Source organism: Paenibacillus ginsengarvi (assembly GCF_003626695.1).
Lineage (GTDB): Bacteria > Bacillota > Bacilli > Paenibacillales > NBRC-103111 > Paenibacillus_AB > Paenibacillus_AB ginsengarvi.
On sequence record NZ_RBAH01000009.1, the window covers coordinates 41,931 to 61,560 of the forward strand.

20 protein-coding genes are annotated in these 19,630 nt (G+C 52.3%); 14 read left to right on the forward strand and 6 right to left on the reverse strand.

Annotated elements, in window-relative coordinates:
- Positions 1-58 precede the first annotated feature (58 nt).
- Complete coding sequence (gene lexA / locus D7M11_RS13990) at positions 59-679, reverse strand: transcriptional repressor LexA (protein WP_120747855.1); 621 nt, start codon at positions 677-679, stop codon at positions 59-61.
- Positions 680-1,011: 332 nt separating this feature from the next.
- On the opposite strand from lexA, the gene D7M11_RS13995 reads away from it, so the two are divergent.
- The 4 genes from D7M11_RS13995 (at position 1,012) to D7M11_RS14010 (ending at position 3,299) form a co-directional block, all read left to right on the forward strand.
- Positions 1,012-1,407: a LysM peptidoglycan-binding domain-containing protein gene (locus D7M11_RS13995; protein WP_120747856.1), complete on the forward strand. Its 396-nt coding sequence runs from the start codon at positions 1,012-1,014 to the stop codon at positions 1,405-1,407.
- 196 nt (positions 1,408-1,603) lie between these two features.
- A complete protein-coding gene (locus D7M11_RS14000) occupies positions 1,604-1,807 on the forward strand; it encodes a DUF896 domain-containing protein (protein WP_120747857.1) in 204 nt (67 codons plus the stop codon).
- A 164-nt stretch (positions 1,808-1,971) separates the two neighbouring features.
- Complete coding sequence (locus D7M11_RS14005; RefSeq protein ID WP_120747858.1) at positions 1,972-2,487, forward strand: hypothetical protein; 516 nt, start codon at positions 1,972-1,974, stop codon at positions 2,485-2,487.
- Between the two features lie 23 nt (positions 2,488-2,510).
- Positions 2,511-3,299 carry an HAD family hydrolase gene (locus D7M11_RS14010; RefSeq protein ID WP_120748052.1) on the forward strand — a complete coding sequence of 263 codons (789 nt, stop codon included), beginning with the start codon at positions 2,511-2,513 and terminating at the stop codon, positions 3,297-3,299.
- A gap of 73 nt (positions 3,300-3,372) precedes the next feature.
- Here D7M11_RS14010 and D7M11_RS14015 read toward each other — a convergent pair whose 3' ends face one another.
- On the reverse strand, positions 3,373-3,915 hold the full coding sequence (locus tag D7M11_RS14015) for a 1,2-dihydroxy-3-keto-5-methylthiopentene dioxygenase (RefSeq protein ID WP_120747859.1): 543 nt from the start codon (positions 3,913-3,915) through the stop codon (positions 3,373-3,375).
- Between the two features lie 197 nt (positions 3,916-4,112).
- Between D7M11_RS14015 and metH the strand changes: the two genes are divergently transcribed.
- Positions 4,113-7,553: a methionine synthase gene (gene metH / locus D7M11_RS14020; protein ID WP_120747860.1), complete on the forward strand. Its 3,441-nt coding sequence runs from the start codon at positions 4,113-4,115 to the stop codon at positions 7,551-7,553.
- Between the two features lie 19 nt (positions 7,554-7,572).
- A complete protein-coding gene (gene rnz / locus D7M11_RS14025) occupies positions 7,573-8,490 on the forward strand; it encodes a ribonuclease Z (protein ID WP_120747861.1) in 918 nt (305 codons plus the stop codon).
- Between the two features lie 104 nt (positions 8,491-8,594).
- On the opposite strand, the gene tlp is transcribed toward rnz, so the two are convergent.
- Complete coding sequence (gene tlp / locus D7M11_RS14030; RefSeq protein ID WP_120747862.1) at positions 8,595-8,816, reverse strand: small acid-soluble spore protein Tlp; 222 nt, start codon at positions 8,814-8,816, stop codon at positions 8,595-8,597.
- Between the two features lie 249 nt (positions 8,817-9,065).
- Here tlp and murC point away from each other — a divergent pair, with 249 nt between their 5' ends.
- From murC to D7M11_RS14050, 4 genes are all read left to right on the forward strand, one after another.
- On the forward strand, positions 9,066-10,361 hold the full coding sequence (gene murC, locus D7M11_RS14035) for a UDP-N-acetylmuramate--L-alanine ligase (protein ID WP_120747863.1): 1,296 nt from the start codon (positions 9,066-9,068) through the stop codon (positions 10,359-10,361).
- 165 nt (positions 10,362-10,526) lie between these two features.
- Entirely contained in the window at positions 10,527-11,294 is a 768-nt protein-coding gene (locus tag D7M11_RS14040; RefSeq protein ID WP_120747864.1) for a class I SAM-dependent methyltransferase, read from the forward strand.
- Positions 11,291-12,226: a hypothetical protein gene (locus D7M11_RS14045; protein ID WP_120747865.1), complete on the forward strand. Its 936-nt coding sequence runs from the start codon at positions 11,291-11,293 to the stop codon at positions 12,224-12,226. Before D7M11_RS14040 ends, D7M11_RS14045 begins: the two co-directional genes overlap by 4 nt.
- A gap of 76 nt (positions 12,227-12,302) precedes the next feature.
- Positions 12,303-12,545, forward strand: a complete 243-nt coding sequence (locus D7M11_RS14050; RefSeq protein WP_120747866.1) for an NHLP leader peptide family RiPP precursor — start codon at positions 12,303-12,305, stop codon at positions 12,543-12,545.
- Positions 12,546-12,549: 4 nt separating this feature from the next.
- On the opposite strand, the gene D7M11_RS14055 is transcribed toward D7M11_RS14050, so the two are convergent.
- Positions 12,550-14,424: a sensor histidine kinase gene (locus D7M11_RS14055; protein WP_158606596.1), complete on the reverse strand. Its 1,875-nt coding sequence runs from the start codon at positions 14,422-14,424 to the stop codon at positions 12,550-12,552.
- A 210-nt stretch (positions 14,425-14,634) separates the two neighbouring features.
- On the reverse strand, positions 14,635-14,949 hold the full coding sequence (locus D7M11_RS14060; RefSeq protein WP_120747868.1) for a heavy metal-binding domain-containing protein: 315 nt from the start codon (positions 14,947-14,949) through the stop codon (positions 14,635-14,637).
- Between the two features lie 108 nt (positions 14,950-15,057).
- Between D7M11_RS14060 and D7M11_RS14065 the strand changes: the two genes are divergently transcribed.
- Positions 15,058-15,426 (forward strand): CidA/LrgA family protein, encoded by a 369-nt coding sequence (locus tag D7M11_RS14065; RefSeq protein WP_120747869.1) that lies wholly within the window; start codon positions 15,058-15,060, stop codon positions 15,424-15,426.
- Entirely contained in the window at positions 15,401-16,093 is a 693-nt protein-coding gene (locus D7M11_RS14070) for an LrgB family protein (protein ID WP_120747870.1), read from the forward strand. The genes D7M11_RS14065 and D7M11_RS14070 overlap by 26 nt, the downstream gene beginning before the upstream one ends.
- A 67-nt stretch (positions 16,094-16,160) precedes the next feature.
- Here the strand turns inward: D7M11_RS14070 and sufU are convergent, their stop codons facing one another.
- Complete coding sequence (gene sufU, locus D7M11_RS14075) at positions 16,161-16,598, reverse strand: Fe-S cluster assembly sulfur transfer protein SufU (protein WP_120747871.1); 438 nt, start codon at positions 16,596-16,598, stop codon at positions 16,161-16,163.
- Between the two features lie 214 nt (positions 16,599-16,812).
- Between sufU and D7M11_RS14080 the strand changes: the two genes are divergently transcribed.
- Together D7M11_RS14080 and D7M11_RS14085 are read left to right on the forward strand one after the other, a co-directional pair.
- Entirely contained in the window at positions 16,813-17,046 is a 234-nt protein-coding gene (locus D7M11_RS14080; RefSeq protein WP_147433435.1) for a hypothetical protein, read from the forward strand.
- Between the two features lie 326 nt (positions 17,047-17,372).
- Positions 17,373-19,619 (forward strand): DEAD/DEAH box helicase, encoded by a 2,247-nt coding sequence (locus tag D7M11_RS14085; protein ID WP_120747873.1) that lies wholly within the window; start codon positions 17,373-17,375, stop codon positions 19,617-19,619.
- The last annotated feature ends 11 nt before the right edge of the window (positions 19,620-19,630 follow it).

Genomic DNA, 19,630 nt, shown 5'->3' on the forward strand with positions numbered 1-19,630 from the left:
GATAAACAAAAACCACAGTCTCCGGTATCGGAAGCTGTGGTTTTTGTGTTATGAACAATTAATGAATGTCGCGGAACAGGCCGATTACTTTGCCGAGTATGGTCACGTTGCGAAGGCGGATCGGTTCCATCGCCGGATTTTCCGGCTGGAGGCGAATGTGATCGCGCTCCTTGTAGAACGTTTTCACCGTAGCTTCGTCGTCTTCGGTCATCGCAACGACGATATCGCCGTTATCGGCCGTCGGCTGCTGCTTGACGATGACGTAATCGTTGTTGTGAATGCCGGCTTCGATCATGCTCTCGCCGACTACGCGAAGCATAAAGACGTTATGGTCGCCGACAAAATGGCTTGGAAGCGGAAAATACTCTTCAATATTTTCAGTAGCCGTAATGGGAACACCGGCCGTCACTTTACCGATCAAAGGAACCCGCGCAACGGAGAAGGAGAAAGCCGACGCCGAGTCGTCATGGCCGAGAATTTCGATTGCTCTCGGCTTCGTGGGGTCTCTGCGAATAAGGCCTTTTCTTTCCAGCCGATCCAGATGGCCATGCACCGTGGAGCTGGACGCAAGCCCTACGGCCTCGCCGATTTCCCGCACGGAAGGGGGATATCCTTTATCGCGCACTTCGTTCTTAATAAATTCGAGTATCGCTTGTTGGCGATTGGAAACCTTGCTCACGATGATCACTCCAATACAAACGTATTATTTGGGTAAATTATACCACAGAACTCGAGTTCGTACAAACATAAGTTCGATAATGGCGCGGTTTTTAAGCAAAAATAACGTGTTTTTTCCACATTTCGGACATATATCGTCCGTCAGAACCATATGATGGATGGAAATGAGCTAGGACAAGCCTAGACGGACTCCGCCGCTTCCGAGTACAGCTACCGAACAGAAATGCGAACGCGAGGCGAACGAATGCGAACATTAGTTCGAAAAAAGTTATTGACGCGAATAAGTGTTCGTGTTAATCTGAGACCAGAACAAATGTTTGGGAGGAAAATCAAATGGCTACAGCAGCATATTATATCCCTGACGAGTACAAGAGCATCTACCGTACATCTTCTGCCCCTGTATCGGCTTCCAAAACCGATTCGAGCGATTGCTCGAGAGTCTCGCGGCTTAGATGGATCATTCGATTTGCGGCCATTGCAAGTATTATCTTGCTGGTTGTTGGAGTCGGAGCGATCGTCCACGCTTTCGCCGGTGACGGCGAAGTACAGGCTGCCAGCATTACCAAGCACGAACAAGTCATCGTGAAGCCCGGGGATACGTTATGGTCAATATCCGAGACCCGCGTCCAGAAGGGCGAAGATATTCGCGTTTACATACAGAAGCTGAAGAAGCTGAACGGAATCTCATCTTCGCCGCTGCAAGCCGGTCAAGTTCTGCTGCTGCCGTAACCATTTTGTTCGCAAAGCGACCCTTCATTCATCCATGATCGGCGGTTGCCGCAAGGCGTTTGGAACCGTTCCTATATACGAATACAGATTGCCCGGCTCCTACGTGCCGGGCTTTTGCTTGTTTCCGTCCGGCTTCCTTGACAAGGGGCTCCGAACCATGTCAAAGTAGGAGATAACCGACAGAAGGAGGTCGAATATGGTTACCGAACAGATGATCGCCCGTATCAACGAGCTGGCCAGAAAAGCGAATACGGTCGGTTTGACCGATGAGGAGCTGGAGGAGCGCAACCAACTGCGCAAAATATATATCGAAGCGTTTCGTACTTCGTTAAGAGCCCAGCTAGACTCGATAGAATTTGTGGACGATAACAAAGACGGTTCCGATAAAAAGCCGAACTAATCGCTCCAAACGGCCGCGCGTTCACTTTCGAAGCAATCGCAGCTTGAATTTTGGTTAACATCAAAGAATGAATAAGTTTCGGGGCTCCCCGCAAAGGTTGTGGAATAAGATGCGAAGCCCAAGCTTCACTTTGCAGGGGAGTTTTAGCTGAATGGAGGATTCGCATGTCCCGCAAATGGGAACGAATGGTCGTAAAAAACAGCAAGGAACTTAATGCCAAACGAAAAAAATCGGGTCACACCCCGATCACGGCAGCAACGAATCAGGAGCAAATGGACATTTTCAAAGGCAGAAGCTGGTTTTTGCCGGCGCTGCTCGTCGCGGTCTCGCTTTTTTTCGCAATCGTCTCCGTCACGCTATATGAGTCGCAGACGTTGTATTGGATTACCGTGTTAGGCTATTTTGCGCTGGGCGTTATGTATTTCCTGCGCAGGCCGTACATTAAGATCGGCAGGCAAAAGCTCGCAACCCGCCGCATGGGGCTCGATAAAGTGTTCGGAGCGGACGAGGTCGAATCGATAGCGGTGCAATCGGGCAGCGTGGCCATTCAGCTAAAAGGGAAAAAAACGCGCTGGGTGCTGTCCAAGTTCCAGAACTTGTATGACATACCGGCTATTTCTGCGCGATTGAAAAAATTCGCCGAAACTAATGGCATTTCTTATAAAGATGAAACGGTTTAATGGGACAAGGGGAGAAACGGATCATGACTATCCAAGCTGTTTTATTCGATCTGGACGATACGCTTTTGTGGGACGAGCGTAGTGTGAAGGAAGCGTTTCGGGCCACATGCCTCGCCGCCGCCGAAGCGTATCCACTCGATCCGGGCAAGCTGGAGGAAGCGGTGCGCGGTGAAGCGCGCGACTTGTACGAATCGTTCGAAACGTTTCCGTTTACAAAGCAGATCGGGATCAACCCGTTCGAAGGACTGTGGGCCCGCTTCAGCGCAGGCGAGCAGGAGTCGTTCCGCAAGCTGGAGAAGCTGGCGCCGGGATACCGCAGCGCCTCGTGGACAAAAGGACTTAAGGCGTTAGGCATCGATGACGAAGCGCTCGGTTACCGGCTCGGGGAGATGTTCCCGCAAGAGCGCAGAGCGAGACCGCTTGTGTATGAGGAAACGTTCGAGGTGCTGAACGAGCTGAAGGGCAACGTCAAGCTGCTGCTGCTTACGAACGGCTCGCCTGACTTGCAGCGGGAGAAAATTGCCGGCGTTCCGGGGCTTGCGGACTATTTCGACCATATCGTCATATCCGGATCGTTCGGCCAGGGCAAACCGGCCTCGGCTATTTTCCATCATGCGATGGAGCTGCTCGGCATTCAGCCGGAAGAAGGCCTCATGGTAGGGGACAAGCTGACAACGGATATTCTCGGGGCGAACGGAGTCGGCATGAAGTCGGTCTGGATTAACCGTCACGGCATGATTCGCAGCGACGAGATCGTGCCTGTTTACGAGATCGCCAATTTACGGCAAATCCGCAGCTTGCTCGGCGCGTAGTCGCCTGCGATGCGCCAAAAAGCCCGAGGCTTTCCGCAAGGAGAGCTTCGGGCTCGTTTTCGGTACGCAGCGTTTACGCTTTTTGGAACGACGGATCACTATACGGATGGGCGATCCAGCCTTCGGTCTCGATAAAGAGGCGGACGGCTACGATTTTGCGGTTTTCCATCAGCGTGAAGAAGTGCGGCTTGTTTTCCGGAACGGAAATGACGTCGCCGGCTTCCAGCTCGACGTCGAAGTAACCTACGTCATCGGAGCCTTTGATAATAAAGATGCCTTTGCCGGCCGTAATGGCGCGGACTTCGTCTTCCGTATGGGTATGCACCTGCTCGAATTTTTTCAGCAGCTCGTCGAGGTTCGGCGTAGCGTCGGACAAAGCGATGACGTCCCAGGTGCGATAGCCGCGGCGGCCTGCGAGATCGCGAATTTCCGAGTCGAACGTATTCAGGATTTGCTGTTTCTCGTCATCGGAGAGGATAAATTTTTCTTGAAGCTCGGCGGCGAGCTTGGAAGGATTCCAATGCTCGTACAGCACTTCCTGCCGCTCCAGAAACGATCTGACGTTCTCCTCTCCCTGGATGCGCTCGTTCGTATTGCGAATGCGAATTTCTGCCATCGTAAGTCCCTCCATGAAAAAAATAATTGCCTATGATTACGATTATATGCGAAAACGATACGGGTGTCGATGGAACCGAATGAATTAATTTGTCAATTCCGATAAGAAAACTGGATAATGTCACTCTTTCGAAAAGCGGTGTATTCTGGTAGACTAAACATCATAGAAACGGATGGCTGACATAAGGGGTGGATCATATGCAAAAAACGTCTTTGGCGGAAAGGCTGAAGCATAAAATATTGATTCTCGACGGAGCGATGGGCACGATGCTCCAGCAGGAAAACTTGACCGCGGACGACTTTGGCGGGGAAGAGCTGGAGGGCTGCAACGAAATATTGTCCGTCACGAGACCGGATGTGCTGCAAAAAATTCACGAGGCCTATCTCGCTGCGGGCGCCGACATTTTGGAGACGAATACGTTCGGATCGACCAGCGTCGTATTGGCCGAGTACGATATCCCCGAGCGGGCCCGGGAGCTGAATTTGGCCGCCGCCAAAATCGCCGTGGATGCGGCTCGCAAATTTTCGACGCCGGAGTGGCCGCGTTACGTCGCCGGCGCGATGGGACCAACGACCAAGACGTTATCCGTTACGGGAGGCGTGACGTTTGACGGGCTGGTCGATAGTTATTACGAGCAGGCGCTGGCTTTGATCGAAGCGGGCGTCGATGCACTGCTGCTCGAAACTTCGCAGGATACGCTTAACGTTAAGGCCGGCAGCATCGGAATCCGCAAGGCGTATGAAGCTTCCGGCATCACGCTGCCGATTATGATATCCGGGACGATCGAGCCGATGGGCACGACGCTCGCGGGGCAAAATATCGAATCGTTTTACATTTCGCTCGAGCATCTGCATCCGGTCTCGATCGGGCTGAACTGTGCGACCGGTCCGGAATTTATGAAGGATCACATCCGCTCCTTGTCTTCGATCGCGAAGTCTGCCATCAGCTGCTACCCGAATGCCGGTTTGCCCGACGAAAACGGCCATTATCACGAATCGCCCGCATCGCTCGCCAAAAAACTCGGCGACTTCGCCGAACAGGGCTGGATCAATATTGCCGGGGGTTGCTGCGGCACAACGCCGGACCATATTCGCGCCATAGCCGAGACGATGGCTCAAATCAAGCCGCGTTCGCAGTACGGTGTCCATCCGTCTGCCGTATCGGGTATCGAAACGGTTTATATCGAGCCGGAAAACCGGCCGCTTATGGTCGGCGAGCGCACGAACATTTCCGGATCGCGCAAATTCAAGCGGCTGATTAAGGAAGGCAAGTTCGAGGAAGGCTCGGAAATCGCGAGAGCGCAGGTGAAAAACGGCGCGCATGTCGTCGATATCAACTTGCAGGATACGGACATCGACGAAGCGTATGCGATGGAGCATTTTTTACAGCAGGTCGTCAAAAAAGTAAAAGCGCCGCTCATGATCGACTCGACATACGATCACATTATCGAACTCGGTCTCAAGCATTCGCAAGGGAAAGCGATCATTAACTCCATTAATCTGGAGGACGGCGAGACGAAGTTCCAGAGCATCGTTCCGCTAATCCATAGATACGGCGCCTCGGTCGTCATGATCCTGATCGACGAACGGGGACAAGCGGTAACCAGACAGGCCAAGATGGAAGTGGCCGACCGCGCCTACAAGCTGCTCACAGAAAAGTATGGTCTGGACCCGCAGGATATCATTTTCGATCCGAACATGTTCCCGGTCGGCTCCGGCGATCCGCAGTATATCGGCTCCGCCGTCGAAACGATCGAAGGCATTCGAATGATCAAAGAAAAGTATCCGGAAAGCAAAACGATTTTGGGCCTCAGCAACATTTCGTTCGGTCTTCCGGACGCAGGCCGCGAAGTGCTCAACTCCGTTTATTTGTACCATTGTACGAAGGCCGGACTCGACTACGCCATCGTGAACACGGAGAAGCTCCAGCGGTACGCGTCCATTTCCGAGGAAGAACGGAAGCTGGCGGAGGCGCTTATCTATGATACGAGCGATGAGACGCTTGCCGAATTCGTAGCTTACTTCCGCGAGAAGAAGGTCGAGAAGAAGGAAAAGGCGACGAATCTGACGCTCGAAGAAAGGCTTGGCTCCTACGTCGTGGAAGGCACGAAGGAAGGGCTGATTCCCGATCTGGAAGAAGCGATGGGGAAATATGCGCCTCTCGACATTATTAACGGACCGCTCATGAAAGGGATGGAGGAAGTAGGCCGACTGTTCAACAACAACGAGCTGATCGTTGCCGAGGTGCTGCAAAGCGCCGAAGTGATGAAGGCATCCGTTTCGTTCCTTGAGCCGTTTATGGAGCGCAACGAGAGCGCGGTCAAGGGCAAGATCTTGCTCGCCACCGTCAAAGGCGACGTTCATGATATCGGTAAAAACCTGGTCGAGATCATTTTGTCGAACAACGGCTACCAGATCATCAACCTCGGTATCAAAGTGCCGCCGGAGCAGCTGATCGAAGCATACCGCAAAGAAAAGCCGGATGCGATCGGCTTGTCCGGTCTGCTCGTCAAATCGGCGCAGCAGATGGTCGTCACCGCCCAGGACTTGAAGTCGGCCGGCATCGAGGTACCGATTCTCGTAGGCGGAGCCGCGCTGACCCGGAAGTTTACGAAGACGAGAATTGCTCCCGAATACGACGGAGTCGTGCTGTACGCGAAGGATGCGATGGACGGTCTCGATATCGCCAACAAGCTCAGCGACGCCGAGCAGCGCCAGAAGCTCATTCAGGAGCTGCGCGACAGCATGGACTCGGTCGTGATGGAAACGGGAAAACCGGCGGACGAAGTGAAGCTGACGCGCGCGGCCAAATCGACCGTATCGCAGGACGTCCCCGTATACATTCCGCCGGATATGGAAAGACATGTGCTAAAGGACTATCCGATCGACCACATTTATCCTTATGTCAATATGCGCACGCTGCTTGGTCACCATCTCGGCTTGCGCGGCAATGTGGATAAGCTGCTCGAGGAAAAAGATCCGAAGGCGCTGCAGCTGAAGGAAACGGTGGACGGCCTGTTCGCCGAAGCCAAAGCGGACGGACTGGTCAAGGCAAGCGGCATGTACCGCTTCTTCCCGGCTCAGTCGGACGGCAACGACATTCTCGTATACGATCCGTTAAATCCGGCCGAGGTGCTGCACCGGTTCACGTTCCCGCGCCAGGAAGTAGATCCGTTCCTGTGCCTTGCCGACTTCCTGAAGCCGGTATCGAGCGGAACGATGGATTATATCGGCTTTCTCGTCGTAACCGCCGGTCAGGGCATCCGGGCGAGAGCGGAGGAGATGAAAGATCAGGGCGATTACTTGCGCTCCCATGCGCTGCAATCGTTCGCGATCGAGCTTGCGGAAGGGTTCGCCGAGCGGATGCATCATATGATGCGCGATATGTGGGGCTTCCCGGATTCGCCGGAGCTGACGATGCAGCAGCGTTGGGGCGCCAGATACCAGGGCATCCGGGTATCGTTCGGCTACCCGGCCTGTCCGAACCTCGAGGACCAAGGACCGCTGTTCCGCCTGATGAAGCCGGAAGATATCGGCGTAGAGCTGACGGAAGGATTCATGATGGAGCCGGAGGCGTCGGTTTCCGCGATGGTGTTCGCCCATCCGGAGGCGCGCTACTTCAACGTAGACAAAGCCTAAATCCGGCGGGAGGAGACGCATGGAGCTTTATTTTCTCGGTACGGGGGCAGGCATGCCGTCGAAGGAAAGGAACGTAACGGCCATCGCCTTGACGCTGTATGACGAACGCGGCTCGATGTGGCTGTTCGACTGCGGCGAAGGCACGCAGCACCAGATGCTGCGCTCGCCGCTCAAGGCAAGCAGGCTGGAACATCTTTATATTACGCATTTGCATGGCGATCACGTGTACGGTCTACCAGGTTTGCTCACGAGCCGCTCCAATCAGGGGGGCACATCTCCGCTCACCTTGTTCGGGCCCCCGGGTCTCGAGGCGATGCTGGAGCCGGTGCTGCGTCTTAGCGGCGCACATCTGTCGTACGAATTGTCGATCCGGGAAGTGGAAGAGGGCATCGTGTTTGAGGATGATCAATTTGTAGTGCACTGCGCGAAACTCGACCATCGGATCGACAGCTACGGCTACCGTGTCGTCGAGAAGGATAAGCCGGGCAAGCTGGACGCCGACAAAGTGAAGGCGCTCGGCATCAAGCCCGGACCGGTATTCGGCCGGATCAAGCGAGGGGAAACGGTAGAGCTGCCGGACGGTTCGGTTATTGACGGCAAGTCGTTTATCGGTTCGCCCATCCCGGGCAAAAAAATAGTGATTCTTGGCGACACGAGATATTGCGAAGCGGCTGTCGGATTAGCAGTGAATGCCGATGTGCTCGTTCACGAAGCGACGTTTGATTCTTCCATGCACGATCTGGCTCAGGCATATTATCATGCTACGGCGGAGGAGGCTGCGGAAGTCGCACGAAAAGCCGATGCCAAGTCGCTTATCTTGACCCATATCAGTTCCCGTTACCAGGAGGAGCAGGCGGAGCGATTGCTGAGCGAGGCTCGCGCCAAGTTTCCGGCTGCATGGCTTGCGAAAGATCACTGGGCGTTCGCCGTGAACTAGGGCGTGTTTGCAAACACGCCGTTGCCTCCTTCGGATGAACCGCGTGTAAAAAGCAATAAGCCCGATGCACAATAGCTGCAAAGGGCTTATTCGCTCCGGGTGAACTACTCCGCGTTGTTCGACTCGTCCTGCGCTTCTTCCTCAAAGCCGGAAATGCTGGAACGGCGTCTTTCGTTTTTCGCTGCGATATCTTGTTTTTCCATAGCGGATATTTCGTCCGCATGCTCGTCCAAATATTGCTCGGCTTCCTCCAGGTTTTCCGCCGTCTGCTGAGCCATGCGCTTCAGTTTCTCGGCGTTGTCGGAACGATCGTCCGGTTTGGCCATCGCGTAACTCTCCTTTCGTCAAGTCAGGTATATGACTTACTTACATAACGTTCCCGGACGGCGGCTTATTATTCGCTGGCTGCCAATCGGATCGGACCGGAAGGCGACTACTAGGACGATTTTCCGGCTAAGCTGGTGAAGAAGCAAGTCGGATAGGCGGGAGCACAGACTGGGGCGCTTTTTCATACACTGATGATGTATGCAACAAGTAGGCGAAAGGGCTCTTAAGAACAAGTAGGAGGGCTTCTCATGGATAAATTTCACCTGATCGGCATAAAAGGCTCCGGAATGAGCGCGCTAGCTCAAGTCTTGCATGATTCCGGACATACGGTGCAAGGCTCCGATACGGATACGGAGTTTTTTACACAAAAGCCTCTTGAGCGAAGAGGAATTCCGATTTACCGTTTCGGTGAAAGCGAAATCGAAAGCAGCGGCTTCAGAGCCATCGCCTCCAATGCGTTTGCGGACGATCATCCCGAAATTGTAAAGTGCGGACAGCTAGGCGTTCCGGTCGAGCGGTACCATCACTTTCTGGGGAACTGGATTCACCGGTTTACGAGCATAGCCGTTACGGGAGCGCACGGCAAAACGACCACGACCGGCATGCTGGCGCATACGTTCGGCGGCTTAACGCGGACCTCTTACCTCATTGGCGACGGAACCGGCTCCGGCGTGCCGGACAGCAAATATTTCGTCTTTGAAAGCTGTGAATATCGCCGTCATTTTCTCGCCTATGCGCCGGATTACGCGATTATTACGAATATCGATTTCGATCACCCCGATTATTTTACGGGAATGGACGATGTTACCCTCGCGTTCCAGCAAATGTCGGAGAAAGTGGGCAAGAAGCTTATCGCCTGCGGCGACGACGCACAGGTACGCAAGCTGAGACCGAAAGTTCCCGTTTTGTACTACGGCTTTGGCGAGGAGAATGATCTTCGCGCGGAGCATATCCGTGCCGGAGAAGGCGGAATGACTTTTGACGTGCTGCTGCATCAAAATAAAATCGGAACGTTTACGGTTTCGGCGTTCGGCCGTCATAACGTATTAAATGCGCTTGCCGTTATCGGCGTTTCCGTCCTGGAGGATCTGAATCTGGACGAGGTCAGACGGCTGCTGGCGACATTCGGAGGCGTCAAACGCCGGTTTAGCGAAAAGGCGGTGCGCAGCAATATCGTCATTGACGATTATGCGCATCACCCGACCGAAATTATGGCAACACTCGATGCGGTGCGCTCTAAATACCCGGACAAAAAAATCGTTTCGGTGTTCCAGCCGCATACGTTCTCCCGGCTTGAAGCGTTCATCGACGATTTCGCCGCTTCGTTGTCCGGTGCAGACGAGGTGTATCTGTGTAGCATATTCGGCTCGGCTCGCGAAAATCAAGGCGGCATATCGATTCAAAATTTGATCGATAAGATACCGGCTTCGCGTTTTATTTCCGAGGAAACGATTAACGACCTTAACCAATACCGCGATAGTGTGCTCCTATTCATGGGAGCCGGCGACATTCAGAAATACCAGAGCTGGTACGAGCAACCTTGACAACAGCTAGAGATCACTCCTTTTCCGCAAAGGCGCAGGCCAAACGGGAAAGGAGTTTATTTGCGTTATAGGCCCAAATGAGAATGATTTATGAATAGTTCTTCCGTGCTATAATGAGTTGAGGACTATTATAAAATGGATATAACGTAGGATGGTGGATGGCGATTGGATACGAAGGCGGAAAGGCTGGGCCGCATGTTAAACGTTACGGCGGACCTATTTTTCGATACGGAAGAGCGTTTGCTGTACCGGCAGCTATTCGTGCAGCGTCGGATCAAGGCGCTCGATCTCGGCTGCGGCAACGGCGCTTATATGGCCAAGCTTGCTGCTTGTTATCCGCATATGGAATGGACCGGCGTAGAGCTGGACGAGGCGATGTACCGGCAAGCCTTATCCAGACAGGGACACAATATGAGCTTCGTTCACGGAAGCTACGAATCACTGACCGGCTGTGGCTCCTACGATGCGGTGCTGGCAAGACTCGTTATGCTGCATATTCCGGATCGGCTGAGCCTTGCGAGGTGGCTGGCGGAGCATACGCACGAAGGCTCGGTCGTCGTTATCGTCGATTACGATGACAGCCGGTATCGTCCGGATGAGAAGCTTCCTTTATTTTCCGAGCTGTATGCTAAAGCGCGTCATGCCCTGCGCGGCAAACGCTCCTTTCTGGAGCTGAAATCCGCTTTGCTGTTGGAGCTTCGCCAAGCCGGCTTCGTTTCTCTCGGCACCACCTTGTACGCGTTGCGCGAGGAATCCGGGCAAACCCGGAAAGCTTTAGCCGAATATATGCGCACGGCCACGGAGTATTTGCTCGATTGCCCGATTTCGCCGGAGCGGGAACGCGAACTGAACGATTGGCTCACTGGGCCGGAGCCTGTAATGGATGTGCCGATGTTCGGGAGCGTTTTTGCTAAGGCGCCGGTGGTCGTATGAACTGGCTGCAGGAATTTGAAGAGGAACTGACCGATATTTTTGCTGAAGCGGAGCGGACTATCGCTGCTTTTCCGGAACCTCTGGCCGAGAAAGGGAGGGTGTATTTGCATGCCTTTCATCCGCTGCGCAAGGAAAGCACAAAAAATTACATCTGCTATTTGCTCCCTTATTGGGTGAACGAAGTATCGAGGCGCAGCGACAGCGCATGCAGACAGATGGCTTTGGCCAATATTTACGTCATGCTGTTTTACTTTATTCAGGACGATCTGATGGATACGCCGGCCCCTGGCTGGAAGGAGCAGCTCGGGCTTGCGGCTATGATGCAAGAGGAGTTTTTAGAACAATACCGGCAGTCGTTCGACTCCGCCTCCCCGTTCTGGGCGTACTACAAGCAGTATAGCCGGGAATGGGCCGCCAGTGTGGCGGGAGAGAGGATCAGCGACGACTGGCTGGCGAATCCGCTTAAGGTTGCGCACAAGGCGAGTCCGGTCAAGCTGGCATCAACAGGCTTCCTGCTGTTATCCGGGCAAGAAGAAGCGGTAACCGCTGTCTCCGCCATGATCGACGAGGTGCTTGTTACGCTGCAGATGGCGGACGATTACGCCGATTGGATGGAGGATCTGAAGGACGGAAATGCCAACTGTTTGCTGGCATTGATCGGGAGGGAGCGAGCGCGTGGCGGCAGCCTGTCGCTTACTGTTAGCGATGTGAAGAAAGCGCTCTATGTAGAAGGGTGTCTGGGATGTTATGCAAGGCTTGCGGCGGATCGACATGAGCGGCTTCGAGAGAGCGGTCTGCACATCCCGAAGCTGGTTGCGTTCCATGCCTATATGACCGAAGGTCTTGCGGCAGCGGCCAGTGCTATAGACCGAGATAAACAAATGCTATTGTCGGGAGGTTTTTACTATATAATGTCGAAAATTGACAAATAAATGTAGAAAACGTCCTGTTTCCGTGATACACTTGATCCGTTGGTACTAGACCAAACATTGGAAAGGGAGGTTAAACATGTCGGCAGATCAACTGCTTAAGCAGCAAATTATCGAGAAGGCCTGGTCCGATCCCGTATTCAAGCAGCAATTGCTGAACAATCCGAAGCAGGCGATTCAAGATGCGTTTGGTGTGCAAATTCCCAATGAAATCGAGCTGAAGGCCGTAGAGGAGACGCAAACCGAGTTTTATCTGGTCATCCCGCCGAATCCAGCGGACACGCTGAATAGCGGCGACCCTGCGGACAATGCCGCGTGGTAAACCGCTAATCCGCCGAAGGGAAGCGGATAATCGCTTCCGTGCCGACTCCCTTCGTGCTTTTAAATTCAATTTTGCCCTGCATCACTTCGATGATGCGGAATGTAACCATCAGACCCAAGCCGGTACCTTTCGATTTGCTCGAAAAATAGGGCTCCCCCAAGCGGGAAAGCTCGTGTTCGTCCATCCCCGCTCCATTATCCTTAATATGTATGACGACATCTTCACGTTCCCGATACGCCCATATTTGAATAACGCCCTCGTCTTCAAGCGCTTCGATGCTGTTCTTCACCATGTTAACGAATGCTTGCTTCAATTTCGAGGAATTGCCCTTCACATACAAACCTGTAGGCAGCTGTACGCGAATATCCCCCCCTTGAATGTTGGCCATAGGCCTCAGAATACCTTCTATATGCTCGAATTCGGCGGATAAGCTGAGCACGGTAATGTCGTCAAGTTGCGGTTTGGCGAAAGTAAGGAAGTCGGTAATAATTTCGGAAGCCCGGTCCAGCTCATCCATGGCAAACCCTAAATACTTTTTGGGCTTTTCTTCCGCCGTTTCCCTGAGTAATTGCAGGAAACCCCTTGTGACCTGAAGCGGATTTCGCACCTCGTGAGCGACGGAAGCGGCAAGCTCGCTGATGATTTCCATCTTCTCCTGACGCTGAAGCCTGTTGTTGAACAGCTCCAGCTCTTTGGAGTAGCGGACCACCTTCTCGTGATCCCTTGCGAATCCCCGCGTTAAAATAATAATGAATGCGACGATGAAGCAAAGAAGGCCCCATTTCCACAAAAAGATATCGTAGTTTTTGCTTTTGCCGTAAAAAAAGACGAGCTCGCCGATGGCAGTCAAGGCAAAAAGAGCGAACCCGGTGCACATGATAAGGGCGTCCCTATTTTTTTTGATCGCATAGACCACCGTTGTAGTAATCAAAACGGCAAACAAACTAATCATCACGATGCCGAGTACGGTGAGAGAGAAAAAATAATAAATGCTGATATATTTCGATGTGGTTGCCAGATTAAACGCCAGCAGAGCGATGCAGAAGCTTGAATAGGCCACCGTAACTTTGCGTGAATAGGCAATAATGTTGGACTGAGAATCTAACGCTTTCTCGATAAAAATCGCAAGCGACGGCAAAAAGACGTATAAGGAACAGTCGAATATGGTTAACCAAACGGTCCCGTACTGACTGAAAAACGTATATGGCAGAGGTGAAAAGGTTACGATCAAGGTCCCGGTCGTGAAAATGACGAGAGACAATGAAATCCATCGGGCCAAGTACGATCTGCGTAAAAGCGTAGAGCAGAGAAGCATGATCGTGCCGAAAAAGACGAGCGAACCGCCCAGCATCAGATCGAGCCAATCAATTTTGTAAAACTGGTACAACCCGTCTGTGTAATTGTTCAGCTCAATGCGGTCGTGAATGCCGATCCGGTCGCTTAGTGTATCGACTTTGACATAAACGCTGCCGCCCAAATCCGAACGCTCCAAAGGGAGCGCAATTTTATGGACATCGTAAGCATAGTTGCGGGATGTTTCGTAAATGAGCCGTTCACCGGCGAATATTTGAATATGATGGCCATATAATTGGTCAATAAAAATCCCCGGCTGGTTCCATGCCGTATCCGGACCGGCCTTCGGCAGATCGATCTTGATCCGGGCGGATGTGGCGTTTGCCGGATTGGCGGGAATCGGGTCAGAGACGGTTACGCCGGACCATTTGTCCGGATTGCGGACCGGCTCCGACTCCCATCGAAACTGCCACTCCTGAATGGCGATGCCCGATGCCGAACCGGCGTGAACGGCTTTCGGAGCCGCGATCAGACAGAGCAGAACGGCAAGCAAACTTACCAGAATAAAACTGCGGATATTGTTCATGGCATCACCTCTGAGTTTTGCCGTATTCTGTTGCAGGTTTCCGGGGCTTCTCGTAAAACCAAGCATTCTCTCAAAAATATGACAAAATTCGCGAAAAAGCAACAAGATTCTGCTTCAGTTCGCAAAAAACAGCCGGATTGCGGCGGAACGCAAAAAAACGTTCGCCGGATTCGTCATGGACGAAAGCTGGCGAACGCAGTGACGGCCGTGTTATTGAACGCGTACCGCAGTGCCGCTGACGGCTACCATCAACATGCCGTCCCGGATCACTTCGTAGTCGACATCAATGCCGACGATAGCGTTAGCTCCGTAACGGAGCGCTTGGGAGCGCATTTCTTCAAACGCGACATCGCGCGCTTCCTTCAGTTTGCTCTCATAGGCGCCGGATCGACCTCCTACGATGTCCGTAATGGAAGCGAAGATGTCTCGCATAATATTGGCACCCATAATGGCTTCGCCGGTTACGATGGATATGTACTCTACGATACTTTTACCTTCAACGGATGGGGTAGTTGTCAAAATCACTAGCCAATTCCTCCAATCATCTTGTAAAATTTGTTTTCTGTATCATATGATATACTTTTCTGTGGCAAATCAAAAGCGAAACGTCGAAAAGTTGAAAGGGGGACGTAGATGCGCGGACTCGCCATCTTGCTATCGTTTCATTTTGCGGGGCTGCTGCTTCGCTATTATGCGCATATTCCGCTGCCGGCAGGTGTTATCGGACTAGTCCTATTTGTTATATCGCTGTTCGCGGGATGGGTCAAGCTGGAATGGGTAGAAGATAGCGCGCAGTTTCTGCTCAAGCACATGATGCTGTTTTTTGCGCCGTTCATAGTCGGTACGATAACGTTCGCCCGTATTATCGGCAGCAATGCGGCGGGGATCGGTCTCAGCTTGATTGCGGGGACGCTGCTCGTGCTGGCCGTCAGCGGCAAAGTGACGGCCCATCTGTCGCGAAAGGAGGGCGAGCGGATTGACGGAAAACGTATGGTGGAATGACCCGTTGTTCGGCGTGACGGTGACCGTTGCGGCTTACGCGGCCGCCCTCGCCCTACAAAAGCGAATCCGCTGGCTGCATCCGCTGTTCGTATGCTCGGCGGTTGTAATTGTCCTGCTGCTGGCGACCGGCATTCCTTATGAATCGTACCGGGTTGGCGGTGACCTTCTCGTCTTTTGTCTTGGCCCGGCAACGGTCGCCCTCGGCGTCCCGATGTACAAACATGCGGTTCGGCTCAAACGGCAGCTGAAGGCGATTGCCGCCGGTGTTTTAACGGGGAGCGTGTGCGGAATGACGAGCAGCGCCTTTTTCATCTGGGCGGCAGGGGGGACGCAGCAGCTTATTGTGACAGCGCTGCCCAAGTCGGCCAGTTCGCCGATTTCGATCGAAATTGTGAGACAGCTTGGCGGCATCCCTGAGCTTGGAGCGGTGCTTACCGTATTAACCGGGCTCGTCGGCAGTATGATCGGGCCGGCATTTTTGCGCGGGATCGGCGTGCGGGACGACGTGGCGCTCGGAGTTGCAATCGGAACCGCCTCCCACGGTATAGGGACGGCGCGAATCATTCGGGAATCCGAGCTTCAGGGCAGTGCGGGCGGACTGGCTATGGGGCTTGGCGGCATCGTTACGTCGCTAATATCTGTGCCTTTGTACTGGCTTCTTCAATAAGCGTTCGCGGCGAATAGACGAAAAAAAGTTCCCGAATCGAAAAAACGAATCGGGAGCTTCCCTTTTTTCAGGAATGAACGTGCTGCTTGATGGCGCGATCGAGGCCGTTCCAGCCGAGCAGCGAACAATTGTGACGGGCTCTGAGCTTGTGGATGCCGGACAATGCGAGTGCATCTCCAAGCTCCTCTTCGTCCTCCGGCACTTCGCCGTTTTTGATCATATCGGTAAACAGATGAATCAGATGTTCCGCTTCCTCAACCGTCTTGCCTTTCACCAGATCGGTCATCATCGAACACGAAGCCATGCTGATCGAGCATCCTTCGCCTTCGAATTTGACGCCGCTGATTTTGCGATTTTCGTCGATCGTCATGTACAGGACCATTACATCGCCGCAGGTCGGATTTTTATATGGGAATTGGATCGCGCCTTCCCCTTCGAGCTTGCCCTTGTTGCGGGGATTTTTATAATGATCCATGACGATTTGCTTGTACAAGTTTTCCAGCATGAGTCGTTCACCTCGCGAAAGTTACAGAAACCACCTTTAAGCGCATAGTCGGTTTTCTGCACCAAGAATAAACTGCCAGTAATGAATCATCACATTTATTGATTTATATATTCTACACCAATTACAGCGATATGAAAACCGAGTGAGCTGCAAATTTTCGCCGGCCCCGCCCGGATGATATTCGTTTTCATGGACAAACTAGGTGGCGGAGCGTATGAAAAAGGGGGGATCTGGGGTGCATTTGAACAAGCAGGACTTGACGGTTATCAAGATGGCCTTAACCATTGCCCAGAAGTTCGATCATAGCCAGCAAGCCTCTTACAGTTATCGCGAGGTTCTCGCTAAGCTTGCAAACGGGGGATTCTACCGCTCGGGCGAAGCAGAAAACCGTTATGCGGAGCGGGATGAAAGGTCGAGCTTCGATTACGACGATGCCGCGGAAATATAAAAAACTTTCCCGGGAAAGCGCAGGAATTGACATAAGACGAGCGGATTTTTATCGGAATAGTCTGAATATTCTATCTGAAGTGACAAAAAGTTAACGGTTTTGACTCGTTTCAGGGGAGTATCGCTATCCCCTGGGGAATAACGGAACGTGTCGATAATCTGCTTGTTCCAGCTGTGCAGCCTTGCCAATAAACAGAAGATCAGGCCACTCGGAATTGTTTCCGGATGGTCTATTAAACGTTTAAAACTGTTCCCGGGACTGTTGTCATGCGAACGTGTATTCTGTACAATTGAAGAAACGGACGCGTGTTTTAAGGGGTGGCTGAAATGCTAAGAAAGAAGCAGCTAACGCAGTTGATTCAGGAGTTAAGAACAAACGAAAATATTGTAAACTGGCACGAAGTCGAGCCGGTTGAAGCCAAAACAAAACCTATGCCGGGCAGCGTGGATACACGAATTAAAGCCGCTTTAGCCAAACGGGGAATAGAGCAGTTGTACACACATCAGTACACGGCCTACGAAACTATACGCCAATGCGAGAATATTGTAGCTGTAACTCCCACGGCGTCGGGGAAAACGCTCTGCTACAACCTTCCGGTTTTACAGGCGATAGCCGAAGACGACGGCAGCCGCGCTTTATATTTATTTCCTACAAAGGCCCTGGCCCAAGACCAAAAAAGCGAATTAAACGAAATCATTACCGAAATGGGGATCGACATCAAAAGCTTCACCTATGACGGCGACACTTCCCCGGCTATTCGGCAACTGGTTAGAACGGTAGGTCATATCGTAATTACAAACCCCGATATGCTGCATGCCGCGATCCTTCCGCATCATACCAAGTGGGTAAGCTTGTTCAGCAATCTGAAATTTATCGTTATTGACGAATTGCATACATACAGAGGGGTATTCGGCAGCCACGTAGCCAATGTGATACGCAGACTGCAAAGAATTTGCAAATTTTACGGCAGCAATCCCCTTTTTATTTGCACTTCCGCGACCATTGCGAACCCGAAGGAGCTGGCCGAACAGCTTACGGGACAGCCGATGCGATTAATCAACGATAACGGCGCGCCAAGAGGCAGAAAACATTTTGTTTTCTATAACCCGCCTGTGGTTAATAAGGCGCTTAATATTCGCAAAAGTGCCGTCGCAGAGGTAAATCATTTTGCCAAGGAATTTTTAACGAACAAAGTACAAACCATCATATTCGCCAGAAGCCGGGTCAGAGTAGAAATTATATTAAGCCATCTGCAAGAATTGATTAAAAACGAGATAACGTCCAAGTCCATAAGGGGATACAGGGGCGGCTACTTGCCGAACCAACGGCGGGAAATTGAGCGCGGGCTGCGCAGCGGCGATATACTGGGAGTTGTAAGTACGAATGCACTGGAGCTAGGCGTAGATATAGGACAATTGCAAGTATGTATCATGACTGGATATCCCGGCAGCGTGGCGAGTACGTGGCAGCAGGCCGGCCGGGCCGGAAGACGTCACGGTGAAGCGCTGGTCCTGATGGTCGCCAGCAATACGCCCATAGACCAGTACATCGTCCAAAATCCTGAGTATTTCTTCGACCGGTCCCCCGAGTCGGCCCGTATTAATCCGGAAAACCTGCTTATTCTTGTCGATCATCTGCGGTGTGCGGCGTATGAGCTTCCATTCAAGAAAGGCGAACCGTTCGGACCGAGCGACATCGAGGATGTTTTGGACTATTTAGTTGAAGAACGGGTGCTGCATCGAGCGGCGGATTCTTATTTCTGGGCGAATCAGTCTTTCCCGGCAAGCGAAGTCAGCTTGCGCTCAGCTGCACAGGAAAACGTAGTCATCATCGACCAGTCGGACGTAGCGAATGTAAACATAATCGGGGAAATGGACCGATTTAGCGCAATGACGCTGCTGCACGACGAAGCCATTTATTTGCACGAAGGGGTACAGTATCAAGTTGAAAAGCTGGACTGGGATCATAAAAAGGCGTACGTTCGGGAAGTCGACGTCGAGTATTATACAGACGCGAATCTAGCTGTTAAACTAAAAGTGTTGGGCATTGACCGCACGGAGAACAGGCGGGCAACTTCGATTAATTACGGCGATGTTCAGGTTAATGCGATGCCGACTATTTTTAAGAAAATTCGCTTAAGCAGTTTTGAAAATATAGGCTACGGTCAGATCAATCTGCCGGAGGAAGAATTACATACTAGCGGCACCTGGATCGAGCTAAAGGATAGTTTAAACACCGACACCAAAACGCTGGAGCAGCTGCTTTTGGGGATATCTCATGTGCTGCGGCATATAGTACCTATTCATGTCATGTGCGACCGGAACGATATTCATGTAGTTTCGCAGATTCGGGCTGAACATACGCAACTACCTACCGTTTTCATCTACGACCATTATCCGGGCGGTATTGGACTAGCCGAAGACGTATACAAACGTTTCGACGAGATTAAAGCAGCAGCGAAAAACCTGATAAAAAAATGCCCTTGTGAAGATGGCTGCCCTTCCTGTATAGGCACTGAAATAGACGGGCTCCATGCCAAGCAAAAAAGCATAGAACTGTTAGGAGCCCTATGAGAAGTCGTGCT

Excerpts from the sequence above, each read along its gene's own strand:
- D7M11_RS13995 (WP_120747856.1), top strand. The coding sequence starts at position 1,012 with ATGGCTACAGCAGCATATTATATCCCTGACGAGTACAAGAGCATCTAC.
- D7M11_RS14000 (WP_120747857.1), top strand. The coding sequence starts at position 1,604 with ATGGTTACCGAACAGATGATCGCCCGTATCAACGAGCTGGCCAGAAAA.
- D7M11_RS14005 (WP_120747858.1), top strand. The coding sequence starts at position 1,972 with ATGTCCCGCAAATGGGAACGAATGGTCGTAAAAAACAGCAAGGAACTT.
- D7M11_RS14010 (WP_120748052.1), top strand. The coding sequence starts at position 2,511 with ATGACTATCCAAGCTGTTTTATTCGATCTGGACGATACGCTTTTGTGG.
- D7M11_RS14015 (WP_120747859.1), bottom strand. The coding sequence starts at position 3,915 with ATGGCAGAAATTCGCATTCGCAATACGAACGAGCGCATCCAGGGAGAG.
- metH (WP_120747860.1), top strand. The coding sequence starts at position 4,113 with ATGCAAAAAACGTCTTTGGCGGAAAGGCTGAAGCATAAAATATTGATT.
- rnz (WP_120747861.1), top strand. The coding sequence starts at position 7,573 with ATGGAGCTTTATTTTCTCGGTACGGGGGCAGGCATGCCGTCGAAGGAA.
- tlp (WP_120747862.1), bottom strand. The coding sequence starts at position 8,816 with ATGGCCAAACCGGACGATCGTTCCGACAACGCCGAGAAACTGAAGCGC.
- murC (WP_120747863.1), top strand. The coding sequence starts at position 9,066 with ATGGATAAATTTCACCTGATCGGCATAAAAGGCTCCGGAATGAGCGCG.
- D7M11_RS14045 (WP_120747865.1), top strand. The coding sequence starts at position 11,291 with ATGAACTGGCTGCAGGAATTTGAAGAGGAACTGACCGATATTTTTGCT.
- D7M11_RS14050 (WP_120747866.1), top strand. The coding sequence starts at position 12,303 with ATGTCGGCAGATCAACTGCTTAAGCAGCAAATTATCGAGAAGGCCTGG.
- D7M11_RS14055 (WP_158606596.1), bottom strand. The coding sequence starts at position 14,424 with ATGAACAATATCCGCAGTTTTATTCTGGTAAGTTTGCTTGCCGTTCTG.
- D7M11_RS14065 (WP_120747869.1), top strand. The coding sequence starts at position 15,058 with ATGCGCGGACTCGCCATCTTGCTATCGTTTCATTTTGCGGGGCTGCTG.
- sufU (WP_120747871.1), bottom strand. The coding sequence starts at position 16,598 with ATGCTGGAAAACTTGTACAAGCAAATCGTCATGGATCATTATAAAAAT.
- D7M11_RS14080 (WP_147433435.1), top strand. The coding sequence starts at position 16,813 with ATGAAAAAGGGGGGATCTGGGGTGCATTTGAACAAGCAGGACTTGACG.
- D7M11_RS14085 (WP_120747873.1), top strand. The coding sequence starts at position 17,373 with ATGCTAAGAAAGAAGCAGCTAACGCAGTTGATTCAGGAGTTAAGAACA.